Here is a 12,480-nt window from a genome sequence, read left to right as displayed (position 1 = left end):
CGATGCCCGTCTTCTACGGCACCACCGTCGACAGCGCGCTGATGCTGGGCACGGCGGGATATCCCTCGCCCAAGGTGCTGGCCGACGCCTTCGCCCGGTCGGGCGCGGGCGTGGCCACCGTGTCGCTGCGCCGCGAAAGCGGCGGCGGGCAGGATTTCTGGGCGCTGATCCAGTCGCTGGGCGTGACCCTGCTGCCCAACACCGCAGGCTGCCACACCGCGCGCGAGGCCGTGACGACCGCTCGGATGGCCCGCGAGGTCTTCGGCACCGACTGGATCAAGCTGGAGGTGGTCGGCAACACCGACACATTGCAGCCCGATCTCTTCGGCCTGGTCGAGGCCGCGCGGATCCTGTCCGCCGAGGGCTTCAAGGTCTTTCCCTATTGCACCGAGGATCTGGTGGTCTGCGAACGCCTGCTGGAGGCGGGCTGCCAAGTGCTGATGCCCTGGGGCGCGCCCATCGGGTCGGGCCTGGGGCTGAACAACCCGCACGGGCTGCGGGCGCTGCGGGCGGCATTTCCCGACGTGGCCCTGGTCGTCGATGCGGGCATAGGCCTGCCCAGCCATGCCGCCGCGGCGATGGAGATGGGCTTTGACGCGGTGCTGCTGAACAGCGCCGTGGCCCGCGCAGGCGATCCCGCCGCGATGGCCGGTGCCATGGCCGCCGCCATCCGCGCCGGGCGCGAAGCCTGCCTGGCCGACCCGATGGAGCGGACCGACATGGCCGTCCCCTCGACCCCCGTGATCGGAAGGGCCTTCCTGTGACGCTGCCGCGCTTCTATCCCGTGCTGGACAGCGCCGACTGGATCGCCCGGGTCCTTCCGCTGGGCGTCAGGCTGGTTCAGCTTCGCGCCAAGGACCGGCCCGAAGGCGACCTGCGCGACCAGATCGCCCGCGCCCGGGACCTGTGCCGCAAGCACGGCGCGATCCTGGTCGTCAACGACCACTGGCGGCTGGCGATCGACCTGGGCTGCGACTTCGTCCACCTGGGGCAAGAGGATCTGGACGGGGCCGACCTGCCCGCGATCCGCGCCGCCGGGCTGCGGATGGGGATCTCGACCCATGACGAGGCTGAACTGGACCGCGCCCTGGACTGCCGCCCCGATTACGTGGCGCTTGGGCCGGTCTGGCCGACGATCCTGAAGCAGATGAAATGGCACAGCCAAGGCGTCGAGAAGCTGACCCGGTGGAAGGCGCGGATCGGGGACCTGCCGCTTTGCGCCATCGGCGGGCTGACGCCGGATCGCGCCCGGATGGCCATCGCGGCAGGCGCGGACGTGGTGGCCGCCGTGACCGACATCACCCTGAACCCCGACCCCGACGCGCGGGTCCGCGAATGGCTGGACATCGCATGAGATATGCCCGCCAGGCCGTCCTGCCGCAGATCGGGGACGCGGGCCAGGCCCGGCTTGCCGCGGCCCATGTGCTGGTGGTCGGCGCGGGCGCCCTGGGCATCCCTGTGCTGCAATACCTGGTGGGCGCGGGCGTCGGCCGCATCACCCTTGTCGATCCCGACCGGGCCGAGGTTTCCAACCTGCACCGCCAGCCGATCTATGGCCGACACATCGGCCAGCCCAAGGCGCTTGCCGCCGCCCTGGAAATGGCCGCGCTGAACCCCGACACGACCGTCGCGCCACTTGTCGCGCGGCTGGACCCGGCCAATGCGCCGGACCTGGTGGCGCCCGCCGATGTGGTCATGGACTGCGCCGACAGCTTTGCCGCGACCTATGCCCTGTCGGATGCCTGCCTGGCCGCGAAACGCCCGCTGATCGCGGCATCCGTCCTGCGGATCGAGGGCTTCGCGGGCGGCTTTTGCGGCACCGCGCCCTCGGTCCGGGCGGTGTTCCCGGATCTGCCGGCGCAGGCGGGCAATTGCGCCACGGCGGGGGTGATGGGGCCGATGGCAGGGCTGATCGGCGCGTTGCAGGCGCAGATGGCGCTTGCGGTGCTGCTGGGGCTGCGCCCCTCGCCCCTGGGGCAGATGATCCGCTTTGACGGCCTGCGCCCGGCCAGCTTCCGCTTTGACGGCGCGCCGGAACCCGCCACCGGCCACCGCTTCATCGCCACAAGCCAGCTGCGCCCCAGCGACCTGGCCGTGGATCTGCGCGGCCCCGACGAGGCCCCGCAGCCCTTCGTTCCGCACGCCTTGCGCCAGCCCGACGGCCTGCGTCCCGCCGAGGGCCAGCGGGTCGTCCTGGCCTGCCGGTCAGGGCTGCGCGCCTGGACCGCCGCCGACCGCCTGCGCCAGCACTGGCCGGGCGAGATTGCCCTGATCGCCCTTGGAGACCCCGCATGAAACCCCTTGCCCTGACCCTTGGCCTGCTGTCCGGCGGGCCCGCCGCCGCCCAGGATCTGTCGCTGATGCTGGACTGGTTCGTGAACCCCGACCACGCGCCCATCATCGTGGCGCAGGAACTGGGCTTCTTTGCCGATGCCGGTCTGACGGTCGATATCGCCGCCCCCGCCGATCCGGCGGATCCGCCGCGAATGCTGGCCTCGGGACAGGTGGATCTGGCGGTGGGATATCAGCCGCAACTGCATCTGCAGGTCCACGAGGGCCTGCCCCTGACCCGCGTCGCCACCCTTGTCGCCACGCCGCTGAACTGCCTGACGGTGATGGCCGACGGGCCGGTGCAGGGGATCGCCGACCTGAAGGGCCGCAAGGTCGGCTATTCCGTTCCGGGCATGGAAACGGTGCTGATGGGCGCGATGCTGGACCGCGCCGGCCTGACGCTGGACGACGTGGAACTGGTCAATGTGGGCTGGTCGCTGTCGCCCGCGCTGATGTCGGGCCAGGTGGACGCCACCCTTGGCGGTTTCCGCAATTTCGAATTGACGCAGATGCGGCTGGAAGGGGCCGAGGGCCGCTGCCTGTTCGTCGAGGAACAGGGCATCCCCGCCTATGACGAACTGATCCTGCTGGCCAATCCGCAGACGATGGACCCCGACGCCACCGCCCGCTTCGTGGCCGCGATGGAACGGGGCGCGCATTACATCCTGAACCACCCCGAAAAGGCCTGGCAGGTCTTCCGCGAGGCCCATCCCGACCTGGACGACGAATTGAACCGCCAGGCCTGGGCCGACACGCTGCCGCGCTTTTCCCAAAGCCCCGGCGCGGTCGATCACGCCCGCTATGCCCGGTTCGAGGCCTTTCTGCGCGACGCGGGCCTGATCGACGCCGTGCTGCCCGTCGGCGCCCTGGCCACGGATCCGGGCGCATGAGCTATGGCACCTGCTTTCCCCTCTGGCGTGCGGGCGCGCCGGATTGGGACGCCTATGTCCGCGCGCCCTTTGTCACCGCCCTGGCCGATGGCCGCCTGCCGCGCGGGGCCTTCCTGGCCTATCTGGCGCAGGACTACCTGTTCTTGGTCCATTTCGCCCGCGCCTGGTCCCTGGCCGTGACCAAGGCGGGCAGCCTGGCCGAGATGCGCGCCTGTTCCGCCACCGTCCATGCCCTGCTGGAGACCGAGATGCGGCTGCACCTGGACCTGTGCGGCCGCGCCGGGATCACCCCGGACGCCCTGGCCGCCACCGCCGAGGCGCCGCAGAACCTGGCCTATACGCGCTATGTCCTGGAAGCGGGCTATAGCGGCGATTTCCTGGACCTGCTGGCGGCGCTTGCCCCCTGCGTCCTGGGATACGGAGAGATCGGCGCCCGGCTTCTGGCCGGACCCCATGCGCCCGATTACGCGGACTGGATCGCCACCTATGGCGGGGCGGATTATCAGGCGCTGTGCCACGGCACCGCCGCACTGATCGACAATGCGGTGGAAAGCCGGCTGGGGGCGGGGGCGCGGGATCTGCCCCGCTGGACGCAGCTGCAGGACCGCTTTTCCACCGCCACACGGCTGGAAGCGCAGTTCTGGACCCTGGCCGGGTGATCCGCCTTGCCCTGGCCTTCCTGCTGGCCTGGCAACTGGCGGTCTGGGCCTTCGGGATCCCGCGCTTCCTGCTGCCCGGCCCCTTGGCCATGGGCCGCGCCATGCTGGGGGCGCCCGACCTGCTGGCCCGCGCCGCGCTGACCACCCTGGCCGAGATCGCGGCGGGATTCGTCATCGGCGCGGGGCTGGGGGTGGTGCTGGCGCTGCTGATGGGGCTGCTGCCCGCCTTGCGCCGGGCGCTGTTGCCGGTGATGACCTTCAGCCAGACCGTGCCGATCTTCGCCTTTGCGCCGCTTCTGACGCTGTGGCTGGGATACGGCATCGCCCCCAAGATCGCGATCGTCGCGCTGATGGTGTTCTTTCCCGTCGCCTCGAGCTTTGGCGACGGGCTGGCGCGCACGCCCAAGGTGTTTCGCGAACTGGCAGACAGCATGGGCGCCACGCCGCTGGAGGCGATGCGCATCGTGCGCATCCCCGCCGCCCTGCCGGACCTGGCCAGCGGATTGCGGATCGCCGCCGTCTATGCCCCGGCGGCGGCGATCGTGGGCGAATGGGTGGGCGGGTCGCGCGGGCTTGGGGCGGTCATGATCCAGGCAGGTGGGCGCATGAAGATCGACCAGATGTTCGCGGCCCTTGCGGCGACGGTTCTGATCGCGGTGGCCTTCAAGGCCCTGGTATCACGCCTGGCCCTGCAACTGGAGCGTCACGCGGCGGGAAGCTGACCGCCCTTAGCAATAGCGTTCCACGAAGGCCATCTGGTGATCGCCATAGCGGTCGCCCTGGGCAAAGCCCGCGGGCAGGATCCGCTCGATCAGGACGATGTCGTCCTTGTCCAGCGTAACGCCCTGCCAGTCGCGCAGATGGTCCGCCGTCCGCGTGCCGGGGATCGGGATGATGTGGTCGCCTTGCGCCAGCACCCAGGCAAGCGCCGCGCCCGGCACCGTCCATCCCCGTGCGGCGCAAAGATCGCGAAAGGGCCGGATGGCGGCGATGTTTGCGGAAAAGTTCGGCTCGACGAAGCGCGGGTTGGTGTCGCGGAAATCGATCCCCGCGCGGAAGTCGCGCGCCAAGGGGTCGCGCCCGAACATCCCCCGCCCCAGCGGCGAGAAGGCGACAAAGGCCACGCCCAGTTCCCCGCAGGCCTGGATCAGGCCAAGCTGCGGCAGGCGGGTCCACAGCGAGAACTCGTTCTGGACGGCCGTCACCGGATGTTCGGCATGGGCGCGGCGCAGGGTGGCGGGCGCGACCTCGGACAGGCCGTAGCCGCCGATCTTTCCTTCCTGGACCAGCCTGCCCATCGTCCCGGCCAGATCCTCGACCGGGATGTCGGGCTGGCGACGGTGGACATAGTAAAGGTCCACGTGGTCGCGGTTCAGCCGCCGCAGCGAGGCTTCCAGGCTTTGGCGGATATAAGCCTCGTCATTGCGGACCGTGCGGGGCGGCCCGGTGACGATGCCGCATTTCGTGGCGACATGGATGTCGCGGCGGCCCCATGCGCCGATCACCTGTTCCGACAGGCCGTTGCCATAGATGTCGGCCGTATCGACATGGGTGATGCCCGCATCCGCAGCCGCGTCCAGGCAGGCAAGCGAGGTCGCCCTGTCCGTCGGGCCGAAGATGCCGCCAAAGCTCATCGCGCCAAGGCCGATGGCGCCGACCCTCCGGTCCCCAAGCCGCCGTTGTTCCATTCCCGCCTCCTGTGTGCCGCAGGAGGGAAGCCGGGTTGGCCGGGACAGTCAAGCGCGGGCGGGGCGCCGTGCCGGCGCAGCATTGGACAATTCGCCCGTGGACAGGGCGTGCAAATCCGATCTACTGCTTGCCAAAAAGCGGGATCGATCTTGACCATTGATGATTTCATTGCCCGCTGGTCGGCATCGGGCGGAGCCGAGCGGGCCGATTTCCAGCAGTTCGCCATGAGCTGACGCAGCTTCTGTAGGTTCCGGCCCCCAAGCCCGCCACCGCGGATGCCCAGAACGACGACTGCCGTTTCGAGCGGCCCGTGACCTTTATCCACACCGGCACGCAATCGCGCGGCTTCATCGACCTTTACCGGCGCGGTTGCCTTGTCATGGAGGCCAAGCAGGGCACGGGCGCCGCGCCGGATGAAAGCCAGCTTGACCTGCTGGCCGGGGCGCCCGTGGTGCAGCGCCATGGGCACGGCCTGCGCGGATCGCGCCGCTGGGACGACACCATGCTGCGCGCCCGCAACCAGGCCGACGGCTATGCCCGCGCCGTTGCGCGCGAGGATGGCTGGCCGCCGTTCCTGCTGGTCGTCGACGTGGGCCATGTGATCGAGGTTTATGCCGACTTCTCGGGCCAGGGGCAGGGCTATACGCAGTTTCCGGACGGCAACCGCTACCGCATCACGCTGGACGACCTGCGCCATGAGGCGACCCGCGCCCGCCTGCAAGCCATCTGGAACGATCCGCACAGCCTCGATCCCACCCGCGTCAGCGCCCAGGTCACCCGCCAGGTGGCAGCCCACCTGGCCGAGCTGGGCCGGTCCTTCGAGGCCCAGGGCCATGCCCCCGAGGCCGTGGCACGCTTCCTGATGCGCGCCCTGTTCACGATGTTTGCCGAAGACGTGCAGCTGATCCCCGAAGGCGCCTTCTCGAAGCTGCTCAAGGACCGGCGCGGCCATCCCGAACACGCCGCACCCATGCTGGAAAGCCTGTGGGCCACCATGAACAGCGGCGGCTTTTCCCCCGCCCTGTCCTGCGACCTGAAACGCTTCAACGGCGGCCTGTTCCGCGAGGCGACGGCCCTGCCCCTGTCCGCCCTGCAGCTTGGGCTGCTGATCCAGGCCGCATCCCACAACTGGCGAGAGGTCGAGCCCGCGATCTTCGGCACCCTGCTGGAACGCGCGCTGGATACGCGGCAGCGCCACAAGCTGGGCGCCCATTACACGCCCCGCGCCTATGTCGAACGGCTGGTGAACCCCACGGTGATCGAGCCGCTGCGGGCCGAATGGCGCGACATCCAGGCCGCGGCCGTCACGCTGGCGGGCCAGGACAGGCTGGCGGATGCCAGCGCGACCGAGCGCGACTTCCACCGCCGCCTGTGCGAGGTGCGGGTGCTGGATCCGGCCTGCGGGTCGGGAAACTTCCTGTATGTCGCGCTTGAACTGATGAAGCGGCTGGAAGGCGAGGTGATCGCCCTGCTGCGAGAGCTGGGCGAGGATCAGGGTGCCCTGGCCCTGGCGGGCCATACCGTCGACCCGCACCAGTTCCTGGGCATCGAGGTGAACCCCTGGGCCGCCGCCGTAGCCGAATTGGTGCTGTGGATCGGCTATCTGCAATGGCATTTCCGCACCCATGGCACCGCCAGCCCGGCCGAGCCTGTCCTGCGCGATTTCCGCAACATCGAGAACCGCGACGCCGTTCTGTCCTGGGACGGCACCCGGCCCCGGACGGACGCGGCGGGCGGGCCGGTGACCCGCTGGGACGGGGTGTCCACCATCCGCCATCCCGTCACCGGCGAAGCCGTGCCCGATCCGGCCGCGCGGGTGCAGGTTCTGGATTACCTCAAGCCCCGCCCGGCCAAATGGCCCGAGGCCGAGTTCATCGTGGGCAACCTGCCCTTCATCGGGGCGTCCCGGATGCGCGAGGCCCTGGGCGACGGCTATGCCGAGGCCCTGCGCGCGGCCTATCCCAAGATGCCCGAAAGCGCCGACTTCGTGATGTTCTGGTGGGAAAAAGCGGCCTTGGCTGTGCGGGCGGGCAAGACCCGGCGCCTTGGCTTCATCACCACCAACTCGCTGCGCCAGACCTTCAACCGGCAGGTGCTGGAGCCGCATCTGTCCGCCCCGAAAAAGCCCCTGTCGCTGGCCTTCGCCATCCCTGATCACCCTTGGGTCGATGCGGGCGACGGCGCGGCGGTGCGGATTGCCATGACCGTGGCGGCCCCCGGATCGCTGCCGGGACGGCTGTTCACCGTGACCGAGGAACGCCGGGGCGAGCGCGAGGCCGAGGGACGGCCCGTCACCCTGTCCGGGCAGGTGGGCAAGATCCACGCCAACCTGCGGATCGGGGCGGATGTGGCGGGGGCCAAGCCGCTGCGGGCGAACAAGGGCATAGCCCAAATGGGAGTCAAGCTGCACGGAGCAGGTTTCATCGTTACCCCGGCCGAAGCGCGGGCACTTGGCCTAGGCACCGTGGTGGGATTGGAGGCACATATTCGCGAGTACCAAAGCGGTCGAGACCTGACGGCAAACCCACGCCACCTCATGGTAGTCGACCTATTCGGATTACTGGAAGATGAGGTGCGGATGAGGTTCCCTGCCGTTTACCAGCACGTCCGCGACAAGGTGAAGCCCGAACGCGACCAGAACAACCGTGACAGCTACAAGCGCAACTGGTGGATACATGGCGAGCCCCGCCGCGACTTAAGGCCGGCACTCGATGGTCTACCCCGATACATCGTCACGACCCGCACCGCAAAGCACCGTGTTTCCAGTTCACAGCCTCACAAGTACTCGCTGAAAGCAAGATCGTCGTCTTCGCTCTGACCGATGCTTGGGAACTGGCGGTTTTAAGCTCTAAACATCACCTTGCGTTTGCATTGGCAGCAGGCGGGTGGTTGGGGGTTGGAAACGATCCAACCTACAACCACTCGGATTGCTTTAACCCCTTCCCCTTCCCCGACGCCACCGAGGTCCAGAAGTCCCGCCTGCGCGCCTTGGGCGAGGAACTCGACGCGCATCGCAAGGCGCAGCAGGCCGCGCATCCCCGGCTGACCCTGACGGCGCTCTACAACGTGCTGGAAAAGCTGCGCGCCGGCGAACGGATCGAGGGGCGCGACAGGGAAACCTATGACGCGGGCCTTGTGGGCATCCTGCGCGACATCCACGACCGCATCGACGCCGCCGTGGCCGAGGCCTATGGCTGGCCCGCCGGCCTGGACGACGAGGCCATCCTGACCCGCCTGGTCGACCTGAACCGTGCCCGCGCCGCCGAGGAAGCGTCGGGCCTGGTCCGCTGGCTGCGCCCCGATTACCAGAACCCCGCAGGCCGCATCGCCGCCGCCAGGGACCGGCAGGCCCAGCTGGACGTGGGCGCGGCCCCCGATGCCGCCGACAAGGCGGCGTGGCCCAAGGCCCTGCCCGAACAGATCGCCGCCGTCCGCGCCGTCCTGTCCGACCTGGGCGAGGCCACGCCCGAACAGGTCGCCCGCCAGTTCAAGCACGCCCGCGCTTCCTCGGTAAAGCCGCTGCTGGAAAGCCTTGGCGCCTTGGGACAGGCCCGGCTGATCGAGGGCGGACGCTTCGCGGCCTGATCTGCTGGCGAAACGCCTTTCCCTTTGCGGCTGGCAGGTTCCGCCACAGGGACGCGCCGCGATCATGGTTGCGCCGGACAGGCCAGAGGATGCCGTCGCGCACCGTCGAGCCGGGCCTTCAGCGCGCCGCAAAAGGCTCCAGGGGTTTCTGGCCCCCTCGGCGGGATCGGCACAGGCTTTGCGACAATCCACGACCGACGCCTTGGGTGGTCAGCCCGACGGCCCGGCAAGCGTGCGGCAGCGGCATTGGCGTCAGTGGTCCGTGCTTGGATCCTGCCCGGGACAGAAAAGGCCCGCATCGCGCGGGCCTTTGGTTCATGACAAAGTCGCCGTCCGGCGGCCGGTCGGGGTCAGGCCGCCTTCTTGCGCCGGCGCAGGGCGGCAAGGCCCCCGACGCCGCCCAGAAGCAAGAGCGCGGATGCCGGAAGCGGCACGGGCGCAGGCGCCACGTCCTCAACCCCGTAGACGTTCACATGCGACAAGCCGCCGCCTTTCTTGAAGTTCACAAGAAAGTCGAACATTCCCGCGCCAGCCACCTTGAACGCCGCCCAGTCGAAGCCGTCCTTGCCGCTACCGACCTTCAATGCGACGATCAGACTGCTGTAGGGCAAGACATCGTTCAGCGTGAAGCGTCCGGACTTGCCACCGCTGAGGGTGCCGCTCAAGGCGCCTTCCTCCAGGTCACCAACCGAGTCAGATTTGTCCAGCAGTGTGAGGCTGGATATGACGGGGCCTGAAACGAGGGTAAAGGTGTTGTTCCCTACAGTCGTCCCGTTCAGGATGGGGTCGTGCTTGGCATTGCCGTTCACGTTGCCCGTCCCGTAGGCATAGCAGGCCGTGGCGGGATCCAGCGAAATGCTATAGCTCCCATTTCCGCAAGTTGCAGCCGAAGCACCTGTCGCCATCATGGCAAGAACGCCGGCGGCGGTGATTTTCTTCAAATATCCCATGAGCGACCTTCACTCGTTACTTGGTACATCCCTCGAATAGCAAGTTTGCTGAAAAACGCATCTGTCTTTTTGGCAGGCACGCAGCTTGAAGAAGGGCGACCCTCAGCCACGCCGGGATGCACCTTGAGGTTGTGCCGAGCCTCGGTCGCAGCGCAGCAAAAAGCCCCGCCAAACAGGCGGGGCATGCTGAAACACGGCACTGGGAACAACAAACTCTGTAGAAAAGAACTGACGAACGTTGTGGAAACCCTCCTTCACGCGGAAAGTTCCACAAAATTAAGTAAAATCAGTAATTTACAACCTTAAGGTGATTTTCGTTTCCTGTCTGGGCCGTGTCCGGGATGGCTGATGAACCAGCGGGCATGGCGTTTGTCACTGACAAGCAAGGCGAAAGCAGCGGCACCGGCGCCTTCGATCCTTGTGCCGGTCGACCTTGCTTACCCCAAGCGGTGCCTCCTTTTCCGCCGCTGGGCCGTTAAGGGACCAGACGATCAAATGGAGGACGATCATGACAAAGGCCACCTTGACCCTTGGGGGCATGAACGAGATCAGCGGCGAAGTGGAAACCGGCGGCGATTATGCCAGGTTCACGGGGTCGGAGGCTCTGGACGAAAGCCGGATCAACGATGCGCATGAAGGGGAACTTTCCATCGACGGGAAAGCCGAGCGGGTAGTCCTTTCAAGCTACAGGGCGACTGACGAAGGCGGATGCGAAATCACCCTTCGCCGGATACAGCCCCAGATGACCTAGGCGAATGCGCGGCGGCGGATCGGGCGCAGCTTCGATCCCTGCCGCCTCGGCCTGCGGGTCATCGTCCTGGTCCTGTCCGGGTCTGCAGAGATGGCAGTTCCCCCTCTGACAGATCGGACGGACTGCAACAGGATAGGATTATTGCCCTTGTTGGGGAGGCCATCCATTTTGCCGCCTTTCAAAAGGCGATCAATTATATTGCCGCATTATGACGACCATGTAACATCCATATGAAGTGTAGGGGGTGATTCATGGTTTTAACCAATAATATGCGTCATTTCGATGATCCTGTCGCCAGGGCCAGGGCGCCTGCCAAAGTCATTTTCCACAGAACCACTCTGATCAGTCTCTTGATGATCGACGCCTTGCTGGTGGCGGTCCATGCGGTCCTGGGTGCGCTTTTTGTGGCAGGGGCATCCGATGCGTTCCCGGATATCCTTCGCATTGACCGGGACTGGAGCCTTGGCGAGATAGCCAATTACCTGAAGTGGATCGCGCTGATCGGAATGTGTATCGCAATCTTCACGCGCCAGAATGCAGTCATCTTCCTTGCCGTTGCCATCATGTGCGCAGTCGCGTTGTTCGATGACAGCTTGCAGCTTCACGAACGGTTTTCAGCGCCTTTCAGCGGTCTGATCGATCCCGCCGGACGTCTCCCTGGCGGCACCGGGGAACTGACATTCCTGGCGATGGAGGAGATGCTTGTTGCTGTTCCTTTCCTCTATGGATGGATCCATGCCCCTCGGTCCGTCCACAGGCAGATCATCCCTTTGCTCGGGCTGTTCTTCGCTGCCTTTGTCTGTGCCGGCGTGGTCGACTTCCTGCATGTCAAAGCCGCACCCCAGTCCGTCCTGTCAGGTATGCTCGGGATGCTCGAGGATGGAGGAGAAATGGTGTTTCTGTCGCTGATGGTCAGTTACACGGCGGGATTGCTTGATAAGGCCGCTCCAAAGGCATTCGTTGCCGACCCTGCCTGATCGTTCTGTTCATCGCTTTTGTCGGAACTCACGGCCAGGACATTGCCTGGGCGGAAAAAATGAAAAGGACGGAACCGCAGTAGCGGTGTCGCGGCAGACGACGCGTCGGTCCCCGCCGGCCGCGGTTTCTCCAGCCGGTCGGCCAGCCTTTTCGTGAGCTGCGCGAGAATCCGTGAGCTGCGCGAGAATCATCGTCCTAGGGCGTCCCGATCAGGAAACCTGTTCAATCGTCACGTCCCTCACATCGAACGCGATGGCCCCGACGGGCAGAAGGTCGAGGTGATCAAGATGCCCCGGATCTCCTCGATCAGCGACAAGAAGGGTGAAAGAGAAGTCGCCCTGGCCTTGGCTCCGGAAGATTGGGCAGTTTCCTGATCATCCAAGGGCCGGGGACTAGGTTCCGGCTTCGCGTGCCGCAAGTGGCCAAAGACCAGGAAACGCCCAGGAATGCAGGGCGGAGCAAAGAAAATGCGCATCCCGTGAATTTTTCTCTTGCGGGCCCGGATGGGCGGGTCTATATGACGGTTCTCCGAAGGGAAGACCTGAAAAGGAACGCCGCTTCGAAGACTAAATTCTGGGACACGGCGGCTGGGTTATCGCTAAGGGATTAGCGGTCCGGTTGATTTTGTTCCTGTTGCTTTTTGACAT

12 protein-coding genes are annotated in these 12,480 nt (G+C 66.6%); 10 read left to right on the top strand and 2 right to left on the bottom strand.

All coding sequences use genetic code 11. The features are described 5' to 3' along the window. The first annotated feature begins 2 nt into the window (after positions 1-2). The 6 genes from IE224_RS15815 to IE224_RS15790 are packed head-to-tail and all read left to right on the top strand — an operon-like array spanning position 3 to position 4,602. A complete protein-coding gene (locus IE224_RS15815) occupies positions 3-764 on the top strand; it encodes a thiazole synthase (protein WP_191311759.1) in 762 nt (253 codons plus the stop codon). Then, complete coding sequence (locus tag IE224_RS15810) at positions 761-1,354, top strand: thiamine phosphate synthase (protein WP_191311758.1); 594 nt, start codon at positions 761-763, stop codon at positions 1,352-1,354. Before IE224_RS15815 ends, IE224_RS15810 begins: the two co-directional genes overlap by 4 nt. Continuing rightward, complete coding sequence (locus IE224_RS15805) at positions 1,351-2,295, top strand: HesA/MoeB/ThiF family protein (RefSeq protein ID WP_229849411.1); 945 nt, start codon at positions 1,351-1,353, stop codon at positions 2,293-2,295. The genes IE224_RS15810 and IE224_RS15805 overlap by 4 nt, the downstream gene beginning before the upstream one ends. Further along, entirely contained in the window at positions 2,292-3,221 is a 930-nt protein-coding gene (locus tag IE224_RS15800; protein WP_191311754.1) for an ABC transporter substrate-binding protein, read from the top strand. The genes IE224_RS15805 and IE224_RS15800 overlap by 4 nt, the downstream gene beginning before the upstream one ends. Next, entirely contained in the window at positions 3,218-3,880 is a 663-nt protein-coding gene (gene tenA, locus IE224_RS15795) for a thiaminase II (RefSeq protein WP_191311753.1), read from the top strand. The genes IE224_RS15800 and tenA overlap by 4 nt, the downstream gene beginning before the upstream one ends. Continuing rightward, on the top strand, positions 3,877-4,602 hold the full coding sequence (locus tag IE224_RS15790) for an ABC transporter permease (protein ID WP_191311751.1): 726 nt from the start codon (positions 3,877-3,879) through the stop codon (positions 4,600-4,602). Before tenA ends, IE224_RS15790 begins: the two co-directional genes overlap by 4 nt. Before the next feature lie 6 nt (positions 4,603-4,608). Here IE224_RS15790 and IE224_RS15785 read toward each other — a convergent pair whose 3' ends face one another. Further along, on the bottom strand, positions 4,609-5,568 hold the full coding sequence (locus IE224_RS15785) for an aldo/keto reductase (RefSeq protein ID WP_191311749.1): 960 nt from the start codon (positions 5,566-5,568) through the stop codon (positions 4,609-4,611). Between the two features lie 311 nt (positions 5,569-5,879). Here IE224_RS15785 and IE224_RS15780 point away from each other — a divergent pair, with 311 nt between their 5' ends. Together IE224_RS15780 and IE224_RS21100 are read left to right on the top strand one after the other, a co-directional pair. Next, positions 5,880-8,387, top strand: coding sequence for a class I SAM-dependent DNA methyltransferase (locus IE224_RS15780; RefSeq protein ID WP_229849410.1), 2,508 nt, complete (start codon positions 5,880-5,882; stop codon positions 8,385-8,387). Between the two features lie 71 nt (positions 8,388-8,458). Continuing rightward, the gene (locus IE224_RS21100; protein ID WP_229849409.1) at positions 8,459-9,154 is read left to right on the top strand and encodes an RNA-binding protein; all 696 of its coding nucleotides are present in this window, start codon (positions 8,459-8,461) and stop codon (positions 9,152-9,154) included. A 350-nt stretch (positions 9,155-9,504) separates the two neighbouring features. Here IE224_RS21100 and IE224_RS15775 read toward each other — a convergent pair whose 3' ends face one another. Beyond that, positions 9,505-10,104, bottom strand: a complete 600-nt coding sequence (locus tag IE224_RS15775) for a VPLPA-CTERM sorting domain-containing protein (protein ID WP_191311748.1) — start codon at positions 10,102-10,104, stop codon at positions 9,505-9,507. A 508-nt stretch (positions 10,105-10,612) separates the two neighbouring features. On the opposite strand from IE224_RS15775, the gene IE224_RS15770 reads away from it, so the two are divergent. Further along, positions 10,613-10,855 (top strand): hypothetical protein, encoded by a 243-nt coding sequence (locus IE224_RS15770; protein ID WP_191311746.1) that lies wholly within the window; start codon positions 10,613-10,615, stop codon positions 10,853-10,855. Between the two features lie 251 nt (positions 10,856-11,106). Further along, on the top strand, positions 11,107-11,832 hold the full coding sequence (locus IE224_RS15765; RefSeq protein ID WP_191311744.1) for a DUF8692 domain-containing protein: 726 nt from the start codon (positions 11,107-11,109) through the stop codon (positions 11,830-11,832). Positions 11,833-12,480 lie beyond the last annotated feature (648 nt).

Source organism: Paracoccus aerius, assembly GCF_014656455.1.
In the GTDB taxonomy this organism is placed as follows: Bacteria; Pseudomonadota; Alphaproteobacteria; order Rhodobacterales; family Rhodobacteraceae; genus Paracoccus; species Paracoccus aerius.
This window is presented reverse-complemented; position numbering and strand designations above follow the sequence as displayed.